Source organism: Variovorax sp. VRV01 (assembly GCF_014852545.1).
Classification (GTDB): Bacteria; Pseudomonadota; Gammaproteobacteria; order Burkholderiales; family Burkholderiaceae_C; genus Variovorax; species Variovorax beijingensis_A.
Window position 1 is genome coordinate 34,363 of sequence record NZ_JACVBS010000008.1, and the last position, 24,221, is coordinate 58,583.

At 67.1% G+C, this 24,221-nt stretch carries 20 protein-coding genes and 1 pseudogene; 11 read left to right on the forward strand and 10 right to left on the reverse strand.

Annotation, left to right across the window (positions count from 1 at the left end; translation table 11 throughout):
• Positions 1–2,940 carry an FAD-dependent oxidoreductase gene (locus IB278_RS15620; protein WP_192323975.1) on the reverse strand — a complete coding sequence of 980 codons (2,940 nt, stop codon included), beginning with the start codon at positions 2,938–2,940 and terminating at the stop codon, positions 1–3.
• A 107-nt stretch (positions 2,941–3,047) separates the two neighbouring features.
• Between IB278_RS15620 and IB278_RS15625 the strand changes: the two genes are divergently transcribed.
• The 5 genes from IB278_RS15625 (at position 3,048) to IB278_RS15645 (ending at position 7,817) form a co-directional block, all read left to right on the forward strand.
• Complete coding sequence (locus IB278_RS15625) at positions 3,048–3,944, forward strand: dihydrodipicolinate synthase family protein (protein WP_192323977.1); 897 nt, start codon at positions 3,048–3,050, stop codon at positions 3,942–3,944.
• A 55-nt stretch (positions 3,945–3,999) separates the two neighbouring features.
• Entirely contained in the window at positions 4,000–4,830 is an 831-nt protein-coding gene (locus IB278_RS15630; protein WP_192323979.1) for an ABC transporter substrate-binding protein, read from the forward strand.
• A gap of 40 nt (positions 4,831–4,870) precedes the next feature.
• Positions 4,871–5,590 (forward strand): amino acid ABC transporter permease, encoded by a 720-nt coding sequence (locus IB278_RS15635; RefSeq protein ID WP_145744497.1) that lies wholly within the window; start codon positions 4,871–4,873, stop codon positions 5,588–5,590.
• A 14-nt stretch (positions 5,591–5,604) separates the two neighbouring features.
• Positions 5,605–7,065, forward strand: coding sequence for a dihydropyrimidinase (gene hydA, locus IB278_RS15640; protein WP_192323981.1), 1,461 nt, complete (start codon positions 5,605–5,607; stop codon positions 7,063–7,065).
• Positions 7,066–7,130: 65 nt separating this feature from the next.
• Entirely contained in the window at positions 7,131–7,817 is a 687-nt protein-coding gene (locus IB278_RS15645; RefSeq protein WP_192323983.1) for a GntR family transcriptional regulator, read from the forward strand.
• Positions 7,818–8,023: 206 nt separating this feature from the next.
• Here the strand turns inward: IB278_RS15645 and IB278_RS15650 are convergent, their stop codons facing one another.
• Positions 8,024–8,299, reverse strand: coding sequence for a hypothetical protein (locus IB278_RS15650; RefSeq protein WP_192323985.1), 276 nt, complete (start codon positions 8,297–8,299; stop codon positions 8,024–8,026).
• Between the two features lie 201 nt (positions 8,300–8,500).
• Between IB278_RS15650 and IB278_RS15655 the strand changes: the two genes are divergently transcribed.
• Both IB278_RS15655 and IB278_RS15660 read left to right on the forward strand, forming a co-directional pair.
• The gene (locus tag IB278_RS15655) at positions 8,501–8,779 is read left to right on the forward strand and encodes a type II toxin-antitoxin system Phd/YefM family antitoxin (protein WP_145744503.1); all 279 of its coding nucleotides are present in this window, start codon (positions 8,501–8,503) and stop codon (positions 8,777–8,779) included.
• A complete protein-coding gene (locus tag IB278_RS15660; protein ID WP_145744505.1) occupies positions 8,779–9,099 on the forward strand; it encodes a type II toxin-antitoxin system RelE/ParE family toxin in 321 nt (106 codons plus the stop codon). Before IB278_RS15655 ends, IB278_RS15660 begins: the two co-directional genes overlap by 1 nt.
• 256 nt (positions 9,100–9,355) lie before the next feature.
• Here IB278_RS15660 and IB278_RS15665 read toward each other — a convergent pair whose 3' ends face one another.
• Together IB278_RS15665 and IB278_RS15670 are read right to left on the reverse strand one after the other, a co-directional pair.
• Positions 9,356–11,350, reverse strand: a complete 1,995-nt coding sequence (locus IB278_RS15665; RefSeq protein WP_318646684.1) for an acetyl-CoA carboxylase biotin carboxylase subunit — start codon at positions 11,348–11,350, stop codon at positions 9,356–9,358.
• 18 nt (positions 11,351–11,368) lie between these two features.
• Entirely contained in the window at positions 11,369–12,988 is a 1,620-nt protein-coding gene (locus IB278_RS15670) for an acyl-CoA carboxylase subunit beta (protein WP_192323987.1), read from the reverse strand.
• A gap of 73 nt (positions 12,989–13,061) precedes the next feature.
• On the opposite strand from IB278_RS15670, the gene IB278_RS15675 reads away from it, so the two are divergent.
• Positions 13,062–13,337, forward strand: coding sequence for a hypothetical protein (locus IB278_RS15675; protein WP_192323989.1), 276 nt, complete (start codon positions 13,062–13,064; stop codon positions 13,335–13,337).
• Between the two features lie 165 nt (positions 13,338–13,502).
• A complete protein-coding gene (locus IB278_RS15680) occupies positions 13,503–13,841 on the forward strand; it encodes a hypothetical protein (protein WP_318646685.1) in 339 nt (112 codons plus the stop codon).
• 63 nt (positions 13,842–13,904) lie between these two features.
• On the opposite strand, the gene IB278_RS15685 is transcribed toward IB278_RS15680, so the two are convergent.
• The 5 genes from IB278_RS15685 to IB278_RS15705 are packed head-to-tail and all read right to left on the reverse strand — an operon-like array spanning position 13,905 to position 19,170.
• Positions 13,905–14,972, reverse strand: a complete 1,068-nt coding sequence (locus tag IB278_RS15685; RefSeq protein ID WP_192323991.1) for an ABC transporter ATP-binding protein — start codon at positions 14,970–14,972, stop codon at positions 13,905–13,907.
• A gap of 41 nt (positions 14,973–15,013) precedes the next feature.
• Positions 15,014–15,922, reverse strand: a complete 909-nt coding sequence (locus IB278_RS15690; protein ID WP_192323993.1) for a carbohydrate ABC transporter permease — start codon at positions 15,920–15,922, stop codon at positions 15,014–15,016.
• Entirely contained in the window at positions 15,909–16,817 is a 909-nt protein-coding gene (locus IB278_RS15695) for a carbohydrate ABC transporter permease (protein WP_192323995.1), read from the reverse strand. The genes IB278_RS15690 and IB278_RS15695 overlap by 14 nt, the downstream gene beginning before the upstream one ends.
• Positions 16,818–16,828: 11 nt before the next feature.
• On the reverse strand, positions 16,829–18,190 hold the full coding sequence (locus IB278_RS15700) for an ABC transporter substrate-binding protein (protein ID WP_192323997.1): 1,362 nt from the start codon (positions 18,188–18,190) through the stop codon (positions 16,829–16,831).
• A 20-nt stretch (positions 18,191–18,210) separates the two neighbouring features.
• On the reverse strand, positions 18,211–19,170 hold the full coding sequence (locus IB278_RS15705) for a TauD/TfdA dioxygenase family protein (protein ID WP_192323999.1): 960 nt from the start codon (positions 19,168–19,170) through the stop codon (positions 18,211–18,213).
• A 768-nt stretch (positions 19,171–19,938) separates the two neighbouring features.
• Between IB278_RS15705 and IB278_RS15710 the strand changes: the two genes are divergently transcribed.
• A complete protein-coding gene (locus IB278_RS15710; RefSeq protein ID WP_192324001.1) occupies positions 19,939–21,399 on the forward strand; it encodes a SidA/IucD/PvdA family monooxygenase in 1,461 nt (486 codons plus the stop codon).
• Positions 21,400–21,436: 37 nt separating this feature from the next.
• On the opposite strand, the gene IB278_RS15715 is transcribed toward IB278_RS15710, so the two are convergent.
• Positions 21,437–22,399, reverse strand: coding sequence for a tripartite tricarboxylate transporter substrate binding protein (locus tag IB278_RS15715; RefSeq protein WP_192324395.1), 963 nt, complete (start codon positions 22,397–22,399; stop codon positions 21,437–21,439).
• A 198-nt stretch (positions 22,400–22,597) separates the two neighbouring features.
• Here IB278_RS15715 and IB278_RS15720 point away from each other — a divergent pair.
• A pseudogene (locus tag IB278_RS15720) lies at positions 22,598–24,205 on the forward strand (rhodanese-like domain-containing protein); the annotation flags it as partial.
• Positions 24,206–24,221: the final 16 nt, after the last annotated feature.

Below are 24,221 nucleotides of genomic sequence, written 5' to 3' on the forward strand. Positions count from 1 at the left end.
TCAGAGGAATCGTTCAATGCGGAAGGGAGTGATGTCGATGTCTGCGCGGGCGCGCGTGATGAGATCGGCCACCACCCGCGCGGTGACCGGCGCGAGCGTGTAGCCGTTGGAGGTGACGGCGTTGAAGAAGCCTGGCACGCCAGGCACTTCGCCCATGATCGGCGCACCGTCGATGTTCACGTTCATGCCGGCCCAGCAGCGCAGCACATGCAGTCCCGCGATGGCCGGCAGCACATGCCGGGCCACCCAGAGGTTGCCCTCGATGCTGGTGCGCTCGGCGCGGTTCAGGCGCATGTCTTCGTCGAAGGCCGCGGTCCAGCCGCCGCCGACCAGCAGCGCGCCGCTGGCCGCCTGCTTCAGGCTGAGGTGCCGGTTGGCATGCGCGATGAGGTGGTCGACCAGCGGCGGGGCGGGCTCGGTCACGATCATCTGCAGCGGCGCGCCCTTCACCGGAATGCGCACGCCCAGCATGTTGCCGATGGCACTGGACCAGGCACCGCTTGCGTTCACCACGCGGCCGGCGCGGATGCTCCCGCGCGAGGTGCGGACCTCGAAGCCGGCGCCGTCGCCGGGCAGCCGTTCCACGTGCTGCACGTCGCAGCCGCGCAGGAAGCGTGCGCCATGCTGCTGCGCGCGCCGGGCGACCGCGTAGGTGGCGCGCAGTGGATTGATCTTGCCTTCCATCGGGCACAGCTCGGCGCCCAGCAGCGTGCCGGACAGGGCGGGGGAGAGGCGCCGCAGCTCGGTGCCGTCGATCAGCTGCGCGTCGATGCCATGGCTGCGCTCGAGCGCCGCCTTGGCTTCGAGGAAGCGCAGCCCGGCTTCGCTGTCGGCCACCATCAGGCCGCCGGTGATCTTGATTTCCAGGTCCTCCCCGCAGTCGGCCTCGATCTGCTGCCACAGGCGCACCGACATCGGCCCCAACGGCAACGTGGCCGCGGCCGGGCCGCCGCCGGCCTGCGCGCGGTCGCCGAAGTCGAAGGAGAGCAACTGTACGTGCAGGCTGCCGGCATTGGCACCCGAAGCCTGGAGGTTGAGGTCGTCGCGGTCGACCACCGTCACGTCCACGCCTTCCTGCGCCAGGTAGTAGCCGAGGCACGAGCCCAGCACGCCCGCGCCGATCACCAGCACATCGGTCTGAAGGGGCTGCGGCTGCAGGGGGCCGACCGCAACGGGCCGCGCGAGATTGGGCGTGATGGCCGGCTTGTGGCCGCCCCATTCGGGTTTCTCGAAGCCCAAGGCGCCGGCGGGAACCGGCTTGGCCGGCGGACGCGGCGCGAGGTACTGCTCGACGCCGGGCGCCTGCCCCGTCATTTCGGTGACCAGCCGTGCAGCGGTCACCGCGCAGTAGCGGCCCTGGCAGCGGCCCATGCCCAGGCGGGTGTTGCGCTTGAGCGCGGCGAGCGTGTCGCGGCCGGCGCGGATCTGCTCGCGAACCGTGCCGAAGCTGATCTCCTCGCAGCGGCACAGCAGCGTGTCGTCGGGCACCGCGGCGAGCGAGACGGGCGGCGCCTGGTAGATCGTCCACAGCGCCTGCTGGAACCGCATGGCCTTGCGCAACCGGGCGATTGCTTCGGTCGGCTCCAGCGGCGCTCGGCCCAGGTTGCGTGCCGCCGCCGTGCCGGCGAGCGTGCCGCGGGCCAGGGCCACGCGCGATCCGCCCATGTCGGCGCCGTCGCCCACGACATAGACGCCCGGCAGGCTGGTGGCGCCGTCTTCGGCGGTCACGGTGGCCAGGTAGCCAAGATGGCGCGGCGTCAACCGGTGCTCGCAGCCGAGCATGCGTGCCAATTCGGTGGAGGGGATGAAGCCGTAGCCGAGGCACAGGGTGTCGACATCGAATGCGCGCGTGTTGCCTGGATGCGCAAGCTCGCAGGCCTGGACCTGTTCGAGCGAGCCTTGGCCTTCGGCAGCGGCCACCGTCCAGCCCCAGAGCACCGGCACCTTGTGGGCACGCAGGCGACGCAGGTAGCGCCAGCCGTCGCGCAGCAGGCCGGGCGCCGTGCGGGCCGCCGTCAACACCGGGCGCCACTGCGTGGGCGAAGGGCGCGGCGCGGATTCCAGAACGGCGGCGACATGGGCGCCCCCGGCCAGCAGTTCGGCGGCGAGCTGCAGGTTGAGCGGACCGTTGCCGGCCACCAGCACGCGCCGGCCGGGCGATACGCGGTAGGCGCGCGCCAATGTCTGGCCCGCGCCGGTGGTCATCACGCCGGGCAGGGTCCAGCCTGGGAAGGGCACGGGGCGTTCGTAGGCGCCCGGCGCAATGACCAGCTGGCGGCAGGTGATCACGTGGGCCTGGCCATCGATGAGCGCGCCGATCTCGCGCGGCGAGAACGCCGACCAGACCTGCGCGCCTTGCTCGATGGCCACGCCGGCCTGTCGCACCTCGCGCTCCAACGCCAGCCCGTCGGCGAACTGGCGGTCGGCCGCGCCCGGCGTCTGGTGCGAAGGTGCCAGGGGCTTGTAGAACTGGCCGCCGGCCTGGAGCCGCTCGTCCAGCACCAATACCTGCGCGCCGGCACGTTGCGCGGCCAGTGCCGCCGACAGGCCGGCCGGGCCTGCGCCAACCACCAGGACATCCACCTCGCGGCGCGCGGGCGCCTGCTCCGGTTCGCGGGTCAGCGGCTGAAGAGGATCGGCCGGGGTGCCTGCTGGCATTGCCGAGCGCACCTGCTGCCCCTCGGCCACCTTGGTCAGGCAGGCGCGCTGGCTGGCCCTGCCATCCACCGTGACCAGGCAGTCGAAGCAGGCGCCCATTCCGCAATACAGCCCGCGGCGCCCGCCGCCGCGCGTGTGCCGCATCTTGTTGATGCCCGCCGCGGCCAGCGAAGCGGCGATGGTTTCGCCGTCCAGGCCGTCCACCGGTTGGCCGTCGTACCAGAAGCGCACGGGGCGCCCGGCGACGGCGATCGAGTGATGGGTGAGTCTGGAGGCGCTCATGGGCGGGCGAAATGGCGAAAAGTTCGTTGACGACATCGGATGTATACGTATACTACACGTATACCGAATCGCCCGCTATCCCATTTTTTCAGCCAGGACCCGCACCAATGACAGCGTTTCGCGGCACCTACACAGTGCTCATCACCCCCATGACCGCAGACGGCAAGCACGTCGACGTGCCGGCGCTTCGCAGGCTGGTCGACTGGCAGATCGAGGAGGGCATCCACGGGCTGATCCCTCTGGGAAGCACCGGGGAATTTCTGTCGCTCACGCCCGAGGAGCGGCAATTGGTGATCGAAACCTGTGTGAGCACCGCAGCAAAACGCGTGCCGGTGCTGATCGGCACCGGGGCCGAGTGGACGGACGAGTGCGTGCGGCTGAGCCGCGAGGCCGAGAGCATGGGCGCCGACGGCGTGATGATCATTCCGCCCTTCTACAGCACGCCCACCGATGACGAGCTGTTCGCGCACTACCGCAAGGTGGGCGAGTCGATCGGCATTCCGATCATGGTCTACAACAACCCGGCCACCGCCAACGTCGACCTCCGGCCCGAACTGGTGGCGCGGCTTTCGCGCATCGACAACTGCCGCTACATCAAGGAGTCGACGCTGGAGGTCACCCGCGTGCGCGACATCATCGAGCTCTGCGGCGACCGCATGACGGTGTTCGCCGGCATCCTGGGCTACGAGTCGTTCTGGCTCGGCGCGCAGGGCTGGGTGGCCGTGTGCTCGAACCTGATCCCGAAGATGTCGGCGCGCCTGTTCGAACTGGTGGCCGACGAGCGCGACATGCCCGCGGCGCTCGCGCTCTACAAGGAGATGCTGCCGATCGTGCGCTGGGTCGGCGGCCACCGCTACGTCGCGGCCTCCAAGGAGGGCCTGGCGATGATGGGACTGCCCGTGGGCAAGCCCCGCGCGCCGCGGCTGCCGCTGCCCGACGCCGATGCGGCCGACCTGCGCCGCGAGCTCGAGCGGCTGGCGCTGATCGATTCGATCCGGGCCTGAGCGCCGGCTCCAGACACCTTTTCGCCGACCCGTCTACTTCCAGGAGGAATCCACCATGAAACTGCTTCCCACACTCGTGTCCGCGTCGCTTCTGGCCCTGCTTGCCGCAGGCACCGCGCAGGCCCAGGCCTGCAAGTCGCCGGTGCCGGACTCCGCGCTGGTCAAGAAGGGCACGCTCGTCATGTCGGTCAACCCGACGCTGCCGCCGATGCAGTTCGTCGACCAGACGGGCGCGCTCAAGGGCATGCGCGTGGAGCTCGGCGAGCAGATCGCCAAGCGCCTGTGCCTCACGCCCGAGTACGTGCGCATCGAGTTCTCGGCCATGATCCCGGGCCTGCAGGCCGGGCGCTGGGACGTGATCAACACGGGCATCTTCTACACCGACGAGCGCGCGAAGCTGATGCAGATGCTGGTCTACGAAGACCAGGCGATCAGCATCAGCACGGCCAGGTCCAACCCGCTGAAGATCGCCAAGGTGGACGACCTCTCGGGCAAGAGCATCGGCGTGGAGCTCGGCGGCTTCGAGGAGCGCAAGGCGCGCGAGCTCGACAAGCAGCTCACCGACAAGGGGCTCAAGGGCATGAACATCCGCACCTTCGAGAACTTCGCGATGGCGTTCCAGGCGCTGCGCGCGGGCCAGGTCGAGGTGGCGCTGTCGATCGACTCGACCGGCGCCGAATACCAGAAGCGCGGCGATTTCGATCGCGTGCTGCACGGCCTGTTCCCCACGCCCGTGGCGCTGGCCACGCGCAACAAGGACCTCGCCGCCGCCATGGCGAAGGCCATGAACGACATGAAGGCCGACGGCAGCTTCCAGAAGCTGTTCGACCAGTACGGCGTCAAGTCGGTGGACGGCGCGGTGGCCGTCAAGGGCCCGGCGGGCTGAGGCCCGGCGCCAACGCCATCAGGCACGCGAAGGAACGCTCATGGGACAAGGCTGGAGCTGGTCGGGGTTCGTCGACTACCTGTTCAATCCGTACCTCCTCAGCGGCGCGGTGACCACGCTGTGGCTCACGCTCGCGGCCATCGCAGGCGGCCTCGTCGTGGGCTTCGCGCTGGCGCTGGCGCGGCTGTCGAGCCGCCGCTGGCTGTGCGCGCCGGCGCACTTCTACATCTGGGTGTTCCGCGGTACGCCGCTACTGGTGCAGCTGATCATCATCTACACGGGACTGCCGCAGCTCGGGCTGAAGCTCTCGGTCATCGAGTCGGCGCTGCTCGGGCTGATCCTCAACGAAGCCGCCTACCTGGCGGAGATCGTGCGCGGCGGCATCCAGTCGGTTCCCCCGGGCCAGACCAACGCCGCGCGCGCCGTGGGCTTCAGCAGCGCGCAGACCATGCGCTACATCGTGATGCCGCAGGCGATGCGGTTGATCGTGCCGACGCTCGGCAACAGCATCAACGGGCTGCTCAAGACCACCTCGATCACTTCCGTGATCTCGATGGAGGAGCTGCTGCGGCGCACCCAGGTGCTGATCCAGGAGAAGTTCATGGTGCTCGAGCTGTTCATCGTGGCGGCGATCTACTACCTGCTGATGACCACCGCCTGGGACTTCATCCAGCGCCGCATCGAGCGCCACTATGGCCGAGCCCACGGCGACGCCGGCGCGCCGCCGATCCCCGCCGAACCCGCGCTTGAGCAGCGCTGAAGCCACCCCGCGCCATGAACACCACCCGCTACGACCTGATCCTGCGCAACGCCGACATCGCCACCGTCGGCGACCGCTATACCGCCGACATCGGCGTGCGGGACGGGCGCATCTGCGCCATCGCCCAAGGGCTCGAGGCCGGCGCCGCGCGCGAGATCGATGCGCGCGGCCGGCTCGTGACGCCGGGCGGCGTCGACGGCCATTGCCACTTCGACCAGCCCACCAGCGACGGCTCGCGCTTCGCCGACGACTTCCTCTCGGGCACGCGTTCCGCGGCCTGCGGCGGCACCACCACCGTGCTTCCTTTCGCGGCGCAGCAGAAGGGCCGCAGCGTCCAGGAGGCGGTCGACGACTACCACCGCCGCGCCGAGGGCAAGGCGGTGATCGACTACGCCTTCCACCTGATCGTCGCCGACGCCACGCGCGACGTGACGCAGCGCGAGCTCCCGATGCTGATCGAGAAGGGGTACACCTCCTTCAAGATCTACATGACCTACGACGACCTCAAGCTCGAGGACCGGCAGATCCTCGAGGTGCTCGCCACCGCGCGCCGCCACGGGGCCATGACGATGATCCACGCCGAGAACAGCGACTGCATCGCCTGGCTCACCGAGCAGTTGCTCGAGGCGGGCCTGACCGCGCCGCGCTACCACGCGAGCTCGCGGCCGATGGCGGTGGAGCGCGAGGCGACGCATCGCGCGATCGCGCTCGCGGAGCTGGTCGACACGCCGATCCTGATCGTCCACGTCTCGGGCCGCGAGGCGGTCGAGCAGATCCACTGGGCGCGCGGGCGCGGCCTGCCGATCCATGCCGAGACCTGCCCGCAGTACCTGTTTCTCAGCGCCGAGGACTTCGGCATCGATCCGGACGACCCGATGCACGGCGCGCGCTGCATCTGCAGCCCGCCGCCGCGCGACAAGGCGAACCAGCCCTTCATCTGGAACGGTCTCGCCAGCGGCCTCTTCACGATCGTCTCGTCCGACCACGCACCTTTCAACATGAATGGCCCCGACGGCAAGCGGGTGGCCGGCGACAACGCCTCCTTCGACCGCATCCCCAACGGCATCCCGGGCGTGGAGACGCGCCTGCCGCTACTCATGAGCGAGGGCGTGCTGAAGGGGCGCATCGACATCCACCGCTTCGTCGAGCTCACGGCCACCAATCCCGCACGGCTCTACGGCCTGTACCCGCGCAAGGGCACGATCGCGGTCGGCAGCGATGCCGACTTCGTCGTGTGGGACCTCTTCGCCGAGGGCGAGGAGAAGCTGCTGAGCAACGAGATGCTGCATCACGCCGCCGACTACACGCCCTACGAGGGCATGAAGCTGCGCGCCTGGCCCGGCCTCACGGTGTCGCGCGGCCGCGTGGTGTGGCAGGACGGCGTGTTCCAGGCCGAGCCCGGATCGGGCGAGTTCCTGCCGTGCCTGCGGCCGCGCGCGCCGAACGACGGCAATCCGCTCGCCAAGTGGCTGTGAGGCCATCGGTGCGCGCCGCCAGGCCCTGCTAAGCTTGCCCGCCCGTGGCCTTCGCCGTTCTCCGCATGCCCAGCCTTCCCAGCCCTACGCAACCCGCCACCATCACGATCGCTCCGCTGGAGGTTCGCTCCGCCAGCCTGGCCGAGCAGGCCTACGCGCGACTGCGCACGCTCATCCTCGACCGCCAGATCTCGGCGGGCAGCCCGCTGCAGGAGGCACGCCTGGCGGAGGAACTGCGCATCTCCCGCACACCGATGCGCGAGGCACTGGTACGACTGGCCGGCGAGGGCCTGCTGGTGCGACGCGATGCACGTTCCTATGCCGTTCGGGCGCTCGGCACCAAGGAGTACTTCGACTGCATGCGTGCCCGCGAGGTGATCGAGTGCGAATGCATTGCCCTCGCGGTGGCCAAGATCACCGATGCGCAGATCGACGAGCTGGAAGCCCAAGGCAAGGCGTTGCACAGCGGCGAGCACAGCGAGATCGAGCACTTTCACTTTGACGATCATTTCCATCTGGTCATTGCAAGCGCCAGCGGCAACGTGGTGTTTCCGCGGCTGGTGGAAGAACTGCGGGTCAACGCCCGGCTTTTCCGCCTGCACAGCCCGCTGCATCGCCAGCGCGAGAATCACGACGAGCACGGCGAGATCGTCGCGGCCCTGCGCTCTCGCGATGCCGAGCGCGCCCGCGCGGCCATGCGCAGCCACCTGCGCAGCTTGCAAGACGACGTGCGGCGCGCACTGACCGAATAAGCGCAGCGGATTCCCGGGCCGCGAAGTGCCGCGCGACCGAAAAATTCTGCCGCAGGTGCCGACCTATGAGAACTTGGCCTGCCCGCGCAGAGAGGTATCCCCAGCACGTCCGCCAATATCTGTGCGTACATCATCTCTTGCTGCACGAGGGATGTCCATGGCTCGGACCGCCGCCGACGCGCCCAGCGCGGCCGGTGCGCCCGCGGTCACATCAGGCGCAATCCCCGGGCGAACCGCATGGAGGTCTTCACGAGTTCCGGGACGTCGCCCATCTTCGCGATCTCGGCCAGGCCGTCCTCGGTGATGCGGATCACCGTCGCCACCTGTGATGCGGCGTATCGCGCGCTTGACCTGAGCGCCCTGATCTCGGCTTCGATCAGGCCTGTGGCCAGCAGCACCGAGACACACCGGATTTCCTCCGGATCGGCCACTCGCACCGGAAGCTGCACATGCTGCAGCCTCATCAGGAACAGGAGAGGCATTCGATTCCCCGATTGCCGGCTCTTGCGGTGACCAAAAATGCCGGCGGTTCTTGGTCTACAAAATGTAGCTTCAAGTACATCCTGTCGCGCGCAGTGTTTATTACTTAAAACCAATTCTGCAAACAAGTTCACGAATTGCCACCGCTTGACGCCAACTAAATTCGGTACTAAATTTGGTCCCATATGCGCTCAAGGACCGCCATGCCATCCATCTCCAACATCAAGTCCATCTCCTACCTGAAAAGCCATGCGGCCCAAATCGCCGAAGATCTGGAGATGAATGGCACACCCTTCTTCATCACCCAGAATGGAGAAGCAAGCATGGTGATTGAAAGCGTCAAGCAGTTTCAGGAAAAGGAATCGCTGATCGCTGCCTTGAAAATCATGGCCTTGGGCGAGAAAGAGCGCATGCGGGGCAAAGGAATTTCCGTTGCCGAGTCCCGCGCGCAACTGGCCGCGGCTCGCCAACGCCGCAAGTAATGGCCATTTACATTCTTCCCGATGCCCAGGAGGACTTGCTCTCGCTTCAGGAATACATGCTCGACAAGTGGAGCGAAGCCGACTGGCTCAAGGCCGAAGACGCGATCTTCGAGAAACTGGCGCTGGTTGACACAGGGTTCTTGACTGGGGCGCCCGTCCAAGAACTTTCGTCCGTTGGCATCTTCGAATATCAAAACGTCTTTACCTCACACCACAAGCTGGTCTATCGGCGTATCGGCGACGACACTTTCGTATATGCCGTAGCGGGACATCGGCAAGATTACCCAACACTCTTGATGAAGCGCCTTTTGAGGATTTGATGGGGCTCGACTTGCCTCCTGTCCCAGCGGCATCCTTTTGCAGCAGGCTTGATACGCACGACCAGCGGCAAAGTGGCCGGCCCCGGTGAGCACGATGGCGCGGATGCCCGCCTCGGCTCAGGCCTGGCGGATGCCTTCCCGCATACCGGCGATGACACCGGTGCCGCATGGCGCTTCTCGGGACGGTTGATGGTGATCCAGAAGCTGTGGCCGCGCACTTCATGCATTACCTCGGGCTGCGAATGGGGTGCTTCGCTCATTTCGCTGCGCCTTCACCAGGCTGTGCCTCGGCCTGAATCTCAGCCACGACGCGCTGCGCCTCGACCTGGTCGCCAACGGCCACGTGCACGGCCAGCAGGGTTCCCGTGGCGCAGGCGTTGTGGACGTGCTCCATCTTCATGGCTTCGAGCGTCACCAGGGGCTGGCCCGCCGTCACCTTGTCCCCCGGTGCAGCATGCAAGGCGATCACGCGTCCGTTCATGGATGCGCGCACCCGGCCGTCGCCGCCACCGTCTTCGCGCCGCGCCGGCGCGGAACGAGTGCGGTCTTCCAAAGCGTGGGGGTGCCCTGCATAGCGCAGCCAGAGGCTGTTGCCGTCACGGTCGAACACGGTGCTGTCCATCACGCCGTCGAGGATGAATCGCGCGTCATGCTCGCCGAGGGCGATGGCCTCCAGAACGTGCTCGACTCCGTTCGCCGTGAGCGTGAAGACCTGCGCCCGGGTCTGGGACACGCCGACCTGGCAATCGCTCCCGTCCAGCGAGAAGCGCATCCCGATCGGCAGCCCATGCGCAAGCCTGCGGCTGCCGGTCCCATGCCTGGCCTCGCCCGCGGTTTCGTACAGCAGCCAGGCGCCGATGAGTGCGGCGCTGGCGCCCGCGGCTTCCTCTGGCTGCAGGAGATCGCCTTCATGCTGCGCAATGAAGGCCGTGGTGGCACCGCCGGCCGCGAACACGGGCTGTGCCAGGCAGCGGGCGAGGAAATCCTGGTTGGTGCGAACGCCGAGCGCCACGGTGTCCTGCAGCCCGTGCAGCAGCTTGCGCCGGGCTTCGTCGCGGCTGCGTCCGTGGGCGATCAGTTTCGCGATCATGGAGTCGTAGCAGGGCGGAATGACGGCGCCATCGCCAAGGGCGTGCTCGACGCGCAACCCATGCGGCGGTTGCCAGCGCCGCATCGTCCCACTCTGCGGCATGAACCCGGCGGGCACGTCCTCTGCGCACAGGCGCACCTCGATGGCATGGCCCTGAAATCGGATGTCCTCCTGCGCCAGCGGCAGCGGCTCGCCGGCGGCCACCCGAAGTTGCCACTCCACGAGGTCAAGCCCCGTGATCGCCTCGGTCACCGGATGCTCCACTTGCAGCCGGGTGTTCATCTCCATGAAATAGTAGTTGCCATCGCGGTCCAGCAGGAACTCCAGCGTCCCCGCGCCCTCGTAACCGATCGCTTTGACCGCAGCCACTGCGGTGGCCCCCATGCGCGCGCGCAGCTGCGCGTCGACCGCTGGCGACGGCGCTTCCTCGATCACCTTCTGGTGGCGCCGCTGCACCGAGCAGTCGCGCTCTCCGAGGTGCAGCGCGTTGCCGTGGCGGTCGGCGAACACCTGGATCTCGATGTGGCGCGGCTCCACGATGGCGCGCTCCAGGAGCACGGTGGCATTGCCGAAGGCATTCTTCGCCTCCGACTGTGCGCTGCGCAGCAACTCCACGAATTCTCCATGCGACTTCACCAGCCGCATGCCGCGACCACCGCCGCCGGCAGTGGCCTTGATCATCACGGGGTAGCCCAGCCGGGCGGCTTCGTCGGCCAGGTGCGGCTCGCTCTGGTCCTCGCCCAGGTAGCCGGGAATGCATGGCACGCCGGCCTGCATCATCAACTGCTTGGCGCCGGCCTTGTCCCCCATCGCCCGGATCGCTTCCGGCGACGGGCCGATGAAGACCAGTCCTGACTCGCGGCAGGTCGCGGCGAAATCTTCGTTTTCCGCGAGGAATCCGTAGCCCGGATGGACCGCATCGGCACCGCTCGCACGCGCCGCATCGATGATGGCGGGGATGCGCAGATAAGACTGCGCGGGAAGCGGCTCGCCGATGCAGACGGCCTGGTCCGCCGCAGCCACGTGGGCGGCCCGCGCGTCAGCTGAAGAGTACACGGCCACGGTGCGGTATCCGAGGATCTTCGCGCTGCGCATGACGCGCAGCGCAATCTCGCCTCGGTTGGCAACGAGGATCTTGGAGAACGGCGTCATGGTGCTCATGGGGATTCGATGCTCCCTTCAGGGACGCGCGACCGAGAATTGCATCTTCTGCGGCCGGCGAGCCTCCGCCTCGCGGCAGACGGCCAGAACCTTCGCCAGGACCGCACGGGTATCGCGAGGATCGATCACACCGTCGTCGAGCAGGTGGGCGCTGGTGGTGAAGACGCTCATCTGGCTGTCGAACCGGTCGACGATCCGTTGCGCCATCTCGTCCAGCCTGGCCTCGTCCACCTGGCCCTTGCGGCGCATGCCGGCTTCCGCGACGATGCGCATGGTCTGCGCCGCCTGTTCGCCTCCCATCACCGCGGTCTTGGCGTTGGGCCAGCTGAAGCAGAACCGCGGGTGGAAGCCGCGTCCGCACATCGCGTAGTTGCCGGCGCCGTAGGAAGAACCGCAGTAGATCGTGACCTGCGGCACGGTGGCATTCGTGACCGCCTGGATCATCTTGGACCCGTGCTTGATGATCCCGGCTTCCTCGTAGGAGCGGCCCACCATGAAGCCGGTGGTGTTGTTCAGGTACAGGATCGGCGTGCGCGACTGGCAGCAGGCCTGGATGAAATGCGTCGCCTTGGAGGCACCGGCCGGGTCGATCGGACCATTGTTGGTGATCACGCCGACGGGCCAGCCTTCCAGCTTGAAGTGCCCGCAGACGGTGGCGCTGCCGTAGTTCTCTCCGAACTCGAGGAAGTCGGAGTCGTCGGCGATCCGGGCGATGATCTGCTTCATGTCGACGGGCCGCTTGTGGTCGGCGGGCATGATGCCCAGCAGTTCCTCGGTGTCATGGCGGGGCGGCTTGAAGGCGCGCGGCCGCTCGGCCGGCATGCCCCGGTTCCAGTCGATCTGAGCCAGGATGTCGCGCGCGATGCGCAGGCCATCGCGGTCGTCCTCGGCCAGGTAGTCGCCCAGTCCCGAGATCGAGGTGTGCATCAAGGCGCCGCCGAGCTCCTCCTCGGTGGCGATCTCGCCGGTGGCGGCCTTCAGCAGCGGCGGTCCTGCCAGGAAGGCGCGGGAGCGCCCGCGCACCAGGATGATGTAGTCCGACAGCCCGGTCTGGTAGGCACCACCCGCGGTGGACGAGCCGTGGGTCACCGTGATCACCGGAAGGCCGTCGGCGGACATGCGCGCCAGGTTGCGGAACAGGTTGCCGCCGCGTACGAAATCCTCGACACGGTACTGCATCAGGTTGGCGCCGGCACTTTCCACCAGCTGCACGTAGGGCAGCCTGTTCTCCAGAGCGATTTCCTGTATGCGCAGCTGCTTGTCCAGGCCCATCGGCTGCAACGCGCCGGCATCGATACCCGAGTCGGAGGCCAGCACCATGCAGCGGATGCCGCTCACGAAACCAATGCCGGCAATCAGGCCGCCGCCGGGCACGCTCCTTTCGAGATCGGCGGTGTCCAGGCCGAGCCCTGCCAGGGAGGCCAGCTCGAGGAACGGCGCGCCGGGATCGAGCAAAAGCGACAGGCGCTCGCGCGGCAGCAACTGCTGCCGCTTCTCGAAGCGCTCGCGTGAGGCGGCTGACCTGGCTCGGGTTCGCTGCTCGAAGTCGCGTACGCGTTTCAGCAGGCCCAGCATGTGATCGCGGTTCGCTGCGAAGGGCGCGTTGCTGGCGGAAATGGTGGATTCGATCTGCGGCATAGCTTTGGTTTCCTGCGCCGTACCCTGCGTGCGGTGGACAGGTTCCAGCGTAGGGGAGGGGAGTCCGCGGGTCTTGCGCGAAGTGGCTGGTGACGCACTCCGGCGCCAGCTGGCGAGCTACGCGCGGCTGCGGCACCGCGACGACCTGGCCTCGCTGACCGCGCACCCGGCGGCCAAACGCGAGCAACGCGCATCAACGACAACCGCCGCGCAAGCATTGGGCTCGGGCGAGCTCGCGGCATCCCGTGTCATTGGCCCAACGTTCAACTTATGCAGAAATCGCCGGCCCGTCACGATCCGCCCCACCATGACATTCACTCAAGCCATCGAGGCGTTCATCGCCACCTGACATCGCCCTCGATCGCGTTCGGACGGCGTTGCGCCTTCCGGTCTTCGAGAACCCCGGCAGGCTCGTCCCTCCGGGATTTTGTGTTTTTTCATCGTTCCATGCGCGCTAGTCTGGAACAAGGATGATGCGAGCGAGCCGTACCGTGAGAGCGAAGTGCCGGTAGGCATGCGCGAAGCCGCGCAGCAACATCGCGCACGCCTCGGGGCGCTGGCGGTGGAGCAGGATGAAGCCGCGGCCGACGCCTACCTCGCCGGGGAAGAGATCGGCGCCGACGTGTTGCACGCATGCATCCGCAAGGGCGTGCTGGCCAATGCTTTCGTGCCGGTGCTGGCCGGGCCAGCGTTCAGGAATCGCGGCGTGGAGCCTCTGCTCGATGCGGTCGTGAACTGGCTGCCCGAACCGGGCGATGCGGCCGAATGCGATGCGCGTGCGCCGTTCGCGGCGCTCGCGTTCAAGGTGGCCAGCGACGATCACGGCGCGATGGTGTTCGTGATTGAGCCATGAAGGCTGAGTCAACAATGCGACGGCGGCCTAAAGCACCGGCGAGCAGACGAAGAGGCCAGCGCGTCAGTTGAGCCGTTGTCCGCCCGCCGCATCAAACAGATGTGCCTTGGCCGCCACCGGCCACAACGGCAACCGCTCGCCGGGGCGCGCATCGATGCGGTCGCGAAACGCGGCCATGACCGGATGGCCGCCCAGGCGCAATGCCACCTGTGTTTCGGATCCGGTCGGCTCGACCACCACCACATCGGCCGGCAGGCCTTGCCCGGCGTCGATGGTGAAATTCTCCGGACGCGTCCCGTAGAGCACGCGGTCCCCGTGCGTGCCGCCAGACGCATTGGCCAGCGGCAGCCGCAGGCCGTCGTCCGTCAGCACGTGGGGCGCGCCGTCGAGCTGCAACCGGCCGGGAATGAAATTCATCGCGGGCGAGCCGATGAAGCCGGCCACGAAGGCATTGCGCGGCCGGTCGTACAAGGCGAGCGGTTCGCCGACCTGCTCGACGCGTCCTTCCTTCAGCACCACGATGCGGTCGGCCATGGTCATCGCCTCGACCTGGTCGTGCGTGACGTACACCGTGGTGGTGCCCAGCCGCTGGTGCAGCGCCTTGATCTCGGTGCGCATCTGCACGCGCAGCTTGGCGTCCAGGTTCGACAAGGGCTCGTCGAACAAGAAAGCCTGCGGCTGCCGCACAATGGCCCGGCCCATGGCCACGCGCTGGCGCTGGCCGCCGGAAAGCTGGCGCGGGCGCCGCTGCAGCAGCTCGCCCAGGCCCAGCGTGTCGGCCGCCTGCTGCACGCGCCGAGCGATCTGGTCCTTCGCGACGCCCTTGATCTGCAGGCCGAAGCCCAGGTTCTGCGCTACCGTCATGTGCGGGTAGAGCGCGTAGTTCTGGAACACCATCGCCACGTCGCGGTCGCGCGGTGCGGTGTCGTTGATGCGCCGCTCGCCCAGCAGGATGTCGCCGCCGTCGGCAGCCTCCAGCCCGGCAATCACGCGCAGCAGCGTCGACTTGCCGCAGCCTGACGGGCCCACCAGTGCCACGAACTCGCCGTCGCGGATATCGATGTCGATGCCCCGGATTACCGGCGTGGCGCCGAACTGCTTGAAGAGCTTGCGAATGGTGATGGAGGCCATGGGTCTTGTTCGGTGTGTCTTGTGTGTCGCAAAGGCAGGCGTCAGTCCTTGATGCCACCGGCCGTCAACCCGCGCACCAGGTACTTGCGCACCAGCACCGTGAAGGCGATGACCGGCAGCATCACCAGCGTGCCGCTCGCGGCGATCTTGGTCCACTCCCAGCCTTCGTACTGCAGGAAGTTGACGATGGAGACAGGCGCGGTAATGGCGTGGGTGCGCGTGAGGATCAACGCATAGAAAAAGTCGTTCCACGAGAAGATGAAGCACATCACCGCGGTGGCAGCGAGGCCCGGCGCGGTGAGCGGTAGCGCCACTTGCCAGAATGCCTGCCACACGCCGCAGCCGTCGATCCACGCGGCCTCTTCAAGCGAGGCGGGCACCGCCTCGAAGAAGGTCTGCATCAGCCAGATCACGATGGCCAGGTTGAAGGTGAGGTACACGATGGCAAGGCCGATCACCGTGTCCTGCAGGCCGAGGTACTGGTAGGCCAGGAAGAACGGAATGGTGAAAGCAATGGGGGGCGCCATGCGCGTAACGAGAATCCACAGCGCGATGCGGTCGCGGCCCTTGAACTTCCAGCGCGTGAGCGCATAAGCCGCGGGTATACCGATCAGCAGCGAGAAGCCGGTCGAGAGCGTGCTCACCAGCAGGCTGTTGCCGAACGACTTGAGGAAGTTGCCCTGCAGCAGGCTTGCGAAGCCCTCCAGCGTGGGCACGAAGAGCAGGCTGTCGTCGAAGATGTCTGCCGCCGGCTTGAATGAAAGCTGCACCAGCCAGAGGAACGGCGAGAGCACGAGCAGCACCAGCACGGCAACCGTGAGCGAGCGGCTGTGCACCCGCCACCACGGCGGGCCCTGCCGAGGGGGGGTGTCGAGGCCCGCGAGGCCGGCGCCTTCTTCATGCGCGCCGGCCAGGTCGGATGCGCCCAAGGTGCGGCTAGCGCTGTTCATGACCGTTCCACCCCAGTTTGCCCACCAGCCAGCTCAGCACGAACACGCCCACCAGCATGACCGTGGCAATTGCGCTCGCATAGCCCCAGTAAGAGAAGTTGAAGGCCTGGATGAAGCCGTAGTAGTTGGTGACCTCGGTCACGTTGCCCGGCCCGCCATTGGTCAGCACGTAGATGAGCGGAAAGGCCTTGAAGCTGTCGATGAGCCTGAAGAGCCCGCACACCACCAGCACCGGCCGGATGTAGGGAAGCACGATGTAGCGGAACAGCTGCCAGCGGTTCGCGCCCTCGAGCCGCGCGGCCTCCAGCGGGTCGTCCGGAATCATCTGCAGCGAGGCGAGCACCATCAGCATGGTGAAAGGAAACCACTGCCAGGTGTCGGCCAGCGAGATGGCCCACAGCGCGGTCTCGGGGTTGGCGATGAGCGAGCGCACCGGCCAGCCCAGGTGCTCCAGCGCGCGGTGAACCGGGCTCACGTCGGGCGTGTACATGATCTTCCAGATCAGCGCGACGACGATCGGCGGCAGCACCATCGGAATAAGAAAGAGAGAGCGCGCGCCCTCGAGCACGCGCGACTTGCCGTTCAAGAGAAGTGCAAGTCCGAGGCCGACCAGCAGCTGCAGCGCCACGCTCGAGGCGGACAGCTTGAACTGCACCGCGATGGATCCGAGAAATCGGTTGTCGTGCAACAGCTGCCGGTAGTTGACCAGCGGGTCGTCGAAGCGGAAGGTCGCGGCGGGATCGGTCAGGCTGAGCGGTGTAAAGCTTGCCACCAGCAGCGCAGCGGCCGGCACCAGCGTGATGACCAGCAGCACCGCCAACGACGGCGACAACCCGAGCAGGAAGGCGCGCCGCCGTTCGGCCTGCCAGCCCGGCGCAAAAAGCACGGAGGCCATTGCTCAGCGCCTCACAGCTTCTGGCCTGCGCGCTTCAGTTCGGCGATGGAGTTGGCCTGCGCCTGCTGGAACGCCTGCTTCGCCGACAGCTGGCCGCTCGCAATCAGTTCGATGGCCTTGTTGAGCTGCTGGTCGATCTGCGGATACACCGACACCGTGCGGTACTTCATGTGCCCGGTCTTCGATGCCAGTTCGATCGCCTCGAGCGAAAGCTTGGCCAGGTCGCTGCCGTTGATGACCTGCTTCTGGCGGAACTCGGTGGAGTCGATGTCCGAGCGCCGTGCCGGCGAGCCGTAGCCTGCGGCCACTGCCTTGCGCGTGATCTGCTTGCTGAGCGCCCACTGGATGAAGGCCCACGCGGCCTCCTTGTTCTTCGAGCCCGCCGGAATGCCGAGCCCGTGTACGGCCGTGCCCGGAAAGCGGCCGGCGGGCCCTTTCGGAACCTGGCCGAACCTGACAGTCTTCAATGTCTTGCTGGTCGCAGCATCGCCCAGTTGCGCCAGGTGCAGCTGCCCGGCATCGGTGAAATTGACACGGCCCAGCTTCAGCGCCTGGGTGACCTGGTCGGGCTGATAGGTAATGGCGCCGTCGGGCCCGAACTCGCGCAGCAGGTTGGCGTAGTACTCGCCGGCGGCAATTGCCTCGGGCGTGTCGAGCGTCGGAAACAGGTCGTCGGGCGCCTTGCGGAACACGTCGCCGCCGAATGCGTGCAGGTAGGGCACGAAGGTCCAGCCGTAGTGGTTGTCGGCCACGAAGCCGGCCACGCGCTCTTTCTTGTGGACGGCACGCAGTACCTTCACCAGGTCGTCGGTAGTGTCGGGAAACGCGAGGCCCGCCTTCTCCAGCAGGTCGAAGCGCGACGATGCGGTGAGCAGTGCTTCAGCAGTCCATGGAATGCCGTAGAGCTTGCCGTCCTTGCCCGTTTCAGGCGCGCGTGCGCCGGGCAAGAAGTCGTTCAGGTCCCAATCGGCGCTCGTGAGGTTGGGATTGCGGATGTAGTCGTCAAGCGGTGTCAGCCAGCCCGAGTTGATCCAGCGGCTCGAGTAGATGAAGGTGACGTTGACCACGTCGTAGGCCGAGCCGCGCGTGGAAAGCTCGAGGTCGACGCGCTGGTTGTAGACCGGGAACGAAGGCGCGTCGAAGTTGACCTTGGCGCCAGTGAGCGCCTCGAACTCGGGCAGCCACTGCTGCAGCAGCTTGGGATAGGTGGCGCTGAAGGTCGACACGTTCAGTGTGACGCCGGCAAACTTCTTGGCGCCGCCCTGTGCGGCGGCAAGGCCCGGGAGACCCGGAAGAAGCGATGCGGCGCCGAGCGCGGCCGAGGTCTTGAGCAGGCTGCGCCGGTGCAGGCCGAAGTGGGAAGGGTGCGTCATGGTCGGTACGGGCTGCGGTTTCAGGCGGAGGCGGCAATGACTTCGTCGATGCGCGCATCGTTCGTGGCTTCGGGCCTGCTGCGCGTGCGGCTGCGCTGGCCGTCGATGGCTATCGCGGCCTCGCCGTGCACCGTCACGCGCCGCACCAGGCGCGGCTGGTTGCCGTAGTCGTTGATCGCGAAGTGCTGCGTGGCGCGGTTGTCCCAGATGGCCACGTCGTTCTGCCGCCAGCTCCAGCGCACCGTGTTCTCCAGGCGGATCACGCGGTTTTGCAGCAGCTCGAAGATGCGCGCCGATTCGGTGCTCGAAAGGCCCACGAGCTTCTTCACGAAATGCCCGAGCAGCAGCGCGCGCTCGCCGGAGACCGGGTGCACGTGCACCACCGGGTGCTCGGCCTCGTACACCGCCGAGACGAACACATTGCGGTGGTGGCGCAGCCGCTCTTCTTCCACCTGCACGCGGTCGGCGCCGTAGTCGTAGTCGTTGCTGTGCACCGCCCAGAGCTGGTCGGCCAACTGCTTGAGGTGGGCAGGGAGGCGCTCGTAGGCGAGGGCGGTGTTGGCCCACACGGTATCGCCGCCATAGGCCGGGATCTTCACGCCGCGCAGGATGGAGATCTTGGGAAAGGCATCGACGAAGGTCACGTCGGTGTGCCATGAATCGGCGCGTCCGCCGCCCTTGGAAGCGTCGAGCTCGAACAGCTTGGTGCCCGTGGGCGAGGGCACCGTGGGATGCGCCACGGTGCGGCCGAAGCGCGCGCCGAAGGCCTGGTGCTCAGCGTCGTCGAGATGGTCTTGCCCGCGAAAGAACAGCACCTTGTGCTTCACCAGCGCGGCATTGACCTGCGCGATTTCTTCCTGGGACAGGCTGGCCGAGAGCTTCAGGTTCTGCACCTCGCCGCCGATGTGGCCCGCAACGCGCCGGATGCGCAGATCGCCAAAGCTGGTGTCGATGGAAGAAGGGGGCGCGCTGTCGCTCATCGGGGACTCCTGTTCGTTCGTGACGTGGCCCGGCAGTGCGGGAAGCCGCAGATTCTGTGGTCGCGTGCTGCAAGGGCAAACGAAGGAATCGTTGTTTCGACATGCGCGAATCTTCTTAGACATTGGGGCTGTCTGCGGTACTGTCCCAATCGGGACGCTTGGATGTCGACGCTGCGGTCGAGAGCTGCGACCGAGCGACCGGTCGCCACACGGCCCGGACCAGCAGGCTTCAGACGTTCCTTCGATGCGAGGGTTATTCAGGGATGTGCCTGCCGAACTTCTCGTCGATATCCGAATTTGCGAGGCGTCGCGGCAAGTTTGGGCGGTGGGGTTTTTTTCACTGCGCGTTCTGACGCGCCATGACAGCGAGTGATGACACTGCTGCTTGATGGAAAGGCGGCAGGGGCCGACCGGCGGTCATGGGATGTTTACGTGCCTTTGGTTGTCGTAGGCATGGGCCATGCTTTGCCTCAGGCTGGCTTCAGTGGCACGCAACCTTTTCACCAGCCTCCCAGCCCTAAGCGCCAGCAATATCACACGCCATGCGCCGCAGTGCAGTGGGAGGTCGTTGGAGCGAAAAAATGATTCTGCATATGCGGATTCCGTGCTTTGTTTCTCGTACCCCTGGCCAAAAAATGGCGGACGCTCCCTTGCTGGCTTCTCACGCCGGAGGGGAAGGGCGCGGTACAGAGCGAGCACGGGCGGAGTGCCGGCTTGCTTACCTCGCTCCGAAAGTGACCTGCGCAACCCCTAGCGAAAACGCCATACATGAGCTCTCCTTCATCGACAACTCCCGATCACGCGGCGCATGACGCGCTGCGCCTCCTCGGTCCCGCACCTACCAACTGGGTACCGGCGCATGCTGGAATCGATCACAACGTGGTCGTCGTCGGCAGCGGTCAGATCGGCAGCGCCTTTGCGTTCGCGCTTCAGCGCGCGGGCATCGGCGGCGTCAGCGTCATCGATGCTGCAGCCAGTGCATCCGAAGCCGGCGTGTGGCTTTCGCGCGCACGCATGCACAAGCTGCGCACGCTCAAGAATCTTGTTGGGCCCGAGGGGCCGGTCACGGCCCTGGGGTTTCAAGCCTGGTACGAGTCGCGGCACGGGCAGGCGGCGTACGCCGCCATCGACCGGATCCCACGCACCGCCTGGGCAGAGTATCTGGGCTGGTTCCGCGGCATCACGGGCACCGCCGTGCGCTATGGCACTCGGCTGATCCGCTTCGAACCGGTGGAGCGCGTGGCGGTGCCGCACTTCCGCCTGCATCTGGAAGCGAACGGTGAGCCGCGCATCGAAACCACGCGCAAGCTGATCTTCGCCAACGGCGTAGCTGGCAGCGGCGCGCCATTCATACCCGACCTGCTGGCAACGGCAGTGAGTCACGGGCTTGCGGCCCACACCGGCCACTCGATCGACTTCAAGGCGCTCTCCGGCAAGACCGTGGCCGTGATCGGCGCGGCCGCCTCGGCCTTCGATGCCGCGGCGGTGGCGCTCGAAAGCGGGGCGGCCGCAGTGCACCTGTTCGCACGCCGCGACAGGCTCGCAGCGACACCGGTGACGCGCTTGCGCGGCTATCCGGGCTTCTATGACAACTACCTTGCCCTCCCCGATGCCACCCGCTGGCACCATGCGGCACGTTACCGCCGTGTAGGCACCACGCCGCCGCAGGACTCGGTGGAGCGCGTGCTGAGATTTTCGAACTTCCATTTGCATCTGGGCGCGCCTTGGAAGAGCGCCGAGGTGCGCGAGGGCAAGGTGGTCGCCTCGGTGCACAGAGAGACGTTTCACTTCGACTTTGTGATCGCCGGCACCGGCTATACCCACGAACTCTCGCAGCGGGCCGAGCTGGCCGGCATTGCCGATCTGGTCTTGCGATGGCGCGACCGCTTCGAGCCGCCAGCCCACGAGCGCGACGATGAACTCGGCGCCGCACCCTATCTGGGTGCAGGGCTCGAGTACCTGGAAAAAACGCCGGGCACCGCGCCCTGGCTGCGCGACATTCACACGTACAACCCGGGCGGTTTCGCCAGCACCGGACTGCCACTGGGCGACGTGCCGAGCATTCGCGGCTACGTGCCCGCGGTGGTACGCCGCATCAGCGAAGACCTGCTGCTGGCCGATCTCGCGCTGCACGAGGAGCGCACGCGCGCCGACGTACCGCCCGACTTCGACGAGTCGTTCTACGTCGGGGCCATCTGGCAAGCCGGCGCGCAGCAGCTCGCGGCCTGAACGAAAGGGGGCTGGAGCCGACGGACGACGACCCCGGTCAGCGGAGCGTGATGCCCGCGGTCTGGATGGTCTTGGCGTAGCGCACGCGATCGGCCGTGAGCGTGCGCGCCATGTCGGAAGGCGCGCCGCCTGCGACCTTGAAGCCCATGTCCTCCAGCTTCGCCCGGGTTTCCGGCGCGGAGATCACAGCCTGGATGTCGCGGTTGATCTTTGCCACCACCGCGGCTGGCGTGCCGGCGGGCGCGAAGTAACCCTGCCAGCTTTCCACGGCAAATCCGGGCAGTCCGGCTTCACCCATGGTCGGCACGTCGGGCAGGGCGCTCGAGCGGTAGTCGGTGGTCACGGCCAGCGCGCGCAGCTTGCCGGCGCGCACATGGTCGGTCACCGCCGCCAGGGTGATCAGCGTGGCGTCCACGTGACCGGCGAGCACGTCGAGCGTGGCTGGACCGCCGCCCGAATAGGGGATGTAGTTCACTTGTGCGCCGGTATCCTGCGCAATCATTTCGTGGGCCACGTGGGCGATGCCCCCATTGCCGGGGAGGCCGAGGCTGATCGACTGCGGCTGCGCTTTCGCGCGCGCCAGGTAGCCGCGGAAGTCGTTGATGCCGGTCTTCGGGTTGACCACAAGGATCTGTGGGTTCACTACCGCCTTGATCACCGGAGCGAACGCCTTCTGTCCGTCGTAGGGCAGGCGATCGAAAAGGATGGCGTTGAGCGTCAGGCCTTCGCCCTGCTGAAGCAGCGTATGGCCGTCCGCCGCGGCCTTGGCCACACGGGCGGCGCCAATGGTGCCGCTGGCACCGGCCACGTTCTCGACCACCACGTTCTGGCCCCAGCGCTCGGTCAGGCGTTCGGCGATGAGGCGCGTGAGCTTGTCGGCGCTGCCGCCTGCGGCCACGGGCACCACGATGTGCACCGGTTTCGAAGGAAATCCGGCCGCTTCGTCGGCAGCGGCGGCGAGTGGGTGAAGGGTTGCACATGCCAGCGCGCTCAGCAGCATGGCGCGGCGCGAGAGGTGGGATAGGAGAAATGTTTGCATCAGGCGGCGCAATCTAGAGGCCCGCCCGCTTCTGGCCAACGAAGCAAACCGGATATGCGTAGAAGAAAAACTTCGTTGGGAGCGCCGGACTCGCTGGTTAGGCTGGCCGCAGCTTCGTCTTTTTCCTTTTTGCTGAAAGTCCCCATGAGTCTTGCCGAACTCCGTCACCAGGCAATCACACCGCAGGCATTGAAGGCCGCGCTGTCCGACGGCGAGGAGATTGCGCTGCTCGACGTGCGCGAGACCGGTGTCTTCGTGCGCAGCCACATCCTGGTCGCAGTCTCGGCGCCGCTGTGGCGGCTCGAAGTGCTGATCGACCGCCTCGTGCCCCGGCGCAGCACCCGCGTTGTGCTGGCCGATGCAGACGAATCGCTTGCGCACGAGGCGGCCACCAAGCTCGTGCGCCTGGGTTGGCGCAACGTGTCGGTGCTTGCAGGCGGCACCCAGGGGTGGGCCGCCGCGGGTTACGAACTCTTCAGCGGCAGCAACGTGCCGAGCAAGGCCTTCGGCGAGGTCATCGAGCATCGCAAGCACACGCCCTGGATTTCGGTCGACGAACTGCACGAGCGCGTGGAACGCGGCGACGACATCGTGGTGGTCGACAGCCGCACGCCGGAGGAGTTTGCCGACTTCAGCCTGCCGTTCGCCCACAGCCTGCCGGGCGCCGAGCTGGTCTACCGCATCCAGGAACTCGCGCCCCGGCCTGAGACGCTGGTGGTGGTCAACTGCGCTGGCCGCACGCGCAGCATCGTGGGCGCGCAGACGCTCATCGACGCGGGAATTCCCAACCCGGTGGTTTCGCTCAAGGACGGCACCATGGCCTGGCTGCTCGCGGGCCGCAAGCTCACCCATGGCCGCGCTGCGCCATTGCCCGAACCCGGCGAGCGCACACGGCAGCAGGCCCGCGCCCGTGCCGAGGACGTGGCGGCACGCGCAGGGGTGCACCGTATCGATGCGGCCACGCTGGCACGCTTCGAGGCCGAGTCCGACGGGCGATCCCTCTACCGCTTCGACGTTCGTACGCGCCAGGAATACGAGGCTGGGCACCTCGAAGGCTGGCGCTGGGCGCCCGGCGGCCAGTTGGTGCAGGCCATCGACGAATACGTGGCCACCCGCCGCGCCCGCATTGTGCTGGCCGATTGGGACGGCGTGCGCGCCTTGACCACTGGGGCATGGCTCGCACAACTAGGTGGCCACGAGGTCTTTGTGTTCGCACCGCCAACTTTGCCGGTGCTGGTGCTCGGCCCCGAACCGGTGCGCGTGCTGCCGCTTCGCACGGGCGCACCCGAGATCGCGCCGCGCGAACTCGCCAAGGCGCTTGAAGCGGGTACTGCGGTGGTTTTTGACGTGGAGCGGCGGTCCGCCTATGAGCGCCGGCATGTCGCAGGTGCGCGGTTTGCGGTGCCCGACCGGTTGCAGGAGTTCACTGCCGACGTTCCTGCGTCCCAACACATCGTGCTCGCATCGTCGGACGGGGTGCTCGCGCGCATCGTGGCGGCCGAACTCGGCGCGCGCACCGGCCGCGAGGTTCATGCGCTTGCAGGCGGCACGCAGGCCTGGGCCGCGGCACGCCTGCCCACGGAGAGCGGCGCGGAAGGCGTGTTGACCGGCGATGACGACCATTGGTACAGCCCCTACGCGCACGCCGACCCTGCCAAACGCGCCGCCGGCTTCAGGCAATATCTGGACTGGGAGATCGGCCTCGTGGAGCAGCTCGAACGCGAGGGAGACTTCGGCATTCGCCTGGTCGAGCCGGCCGGGTCCTGAGCGCCGATCTGCGTGC

Coding starts and splice junctions, on each gene's coding strand:
- IB278_RS15660 (WP_145744505.1), top strand. CDS start 8,779: ATGGCCATTTACATTCTTCCCGATGCCCAGGAGGACTTGCTCTCGCTT.
- hydA (WP_192323981.1), top strand. CDS start 5,605: ATGAACACCACCCGCTACGACCTGATCCTGCGCAACGCCGACATCGCC.
- IB278_RS15645 (WP_192323983.1), top strand. CDS start 7,131: ATGCCCAGCCTTCCCAGCCCTACGCAACCCGCCACCATCACGATCGCT.
- IB278_RS15625 (WP_192323977.1), top strand. CDS start 3,048: ATGACAGCGTTTCGCGGCACCTACACAGTGCTCATCACCCCCATGACC.
- IB278_RS15700 (WP_192323997.1), bottom strand. CDS start 18,190: ATGACGCACCCTTCCCACTTCGGCCTGCACCGGCGCAGCCTGCTCAAG.
- IB278_RS15665 (WP_318646684.1), bottom strand. CDS start 11,350: ATGAGCACCATGACGCCGTTCTCCAAGATCCTCGTTGCCAACCGAGGC.
- IB278_RS15710 (WP_192324001.1), top strand. CDS start 19,939: ATGAGCTCTCCTTCATCGACAACTCCCGATCACGCGGCGCATGACGCG.
- IB278_RS15705 (WP_192323999.1), bottom strand. CDS start 19,170: ATGAGCGACAGCGCGCCCCCTTCTTCCATCGACACCAGCTTTGGCGAT.
- IB278_RS15695 (WP_192323995.1), bottom strand. CDS start 16,817: ATGGCCTCCGTGCTTTTTGCGCCGGGCTGGCAGGCCGAACGGCGGCGC.
- IB278_RS15670 (WP_192323987.1), bottom strand. CDS start 12,988: ATGCCGCAGATCGAATCCACCATTTCCGCCAGCAACGCGCCCTTCGCA.
- IB278_RS15680 (WP_318646685.1), top strand. CDS start 13,503: ATGCGCGAAGCCGCGCAGCAACATCGCGCACGCCTCGGGGCGCTGGCG.
- IB278_RS15690 (WP_192323993.1), bottom strand. CDS start 15,922: ATGAACAGCGCTAGCCGCACCTTGGGCGCATCCGACCTGGCCGGCGCG.
- IB278_RS15630 (WP_192323979.1), top strand. CDS start 4,000: ATGAAACTGCTTCCCACACTCGTGTCCGCGTCGCTTCTGGCCCTGCTT.
- IB278_RS15715 (WP_192324395.1), bottom strand. CDS start 22,399: ATGCTGCTGAGCGCGCTGGCATGTGCAACCCTTCACCCACTCGCCGCC.
- IB278_RS15685 (WP_192323991.1), bottom strand. CDS start 14,972: ATGGCCTCCATCACCATTCGCAAGCTCTTCAAGCAGTTCGGCGCCACG.
- IB278_RS15620 (WP_192323975.1), bottom strand. CDS start 2,940: ATGAGCGCCTCCAGACTCACCCATCACTCGATCGCCGTCGCCGGGCGC.
- IB278_RS15650 (WP_192323985.1), bottom strand. CDS start 8,299: ATGCCTCTCCTGTTCCTGATGAGGCTGCAGCATGTGCAGCTTCCGGTG.
- IB278_RS15655 (WP_145744503.1), top strand. CDS start 8,501: ATGCCATCCATCTCCAACATCAAGTCCATCTCCTACCTGAAAAGCCAT.
- IB278_RS15635 (WP_145744497.1), top strand. CDS start 4,871: ATGGGACAAGGCTGGAGCTGGTCGGGGTTCGTCGACTACCTGTTCAAT.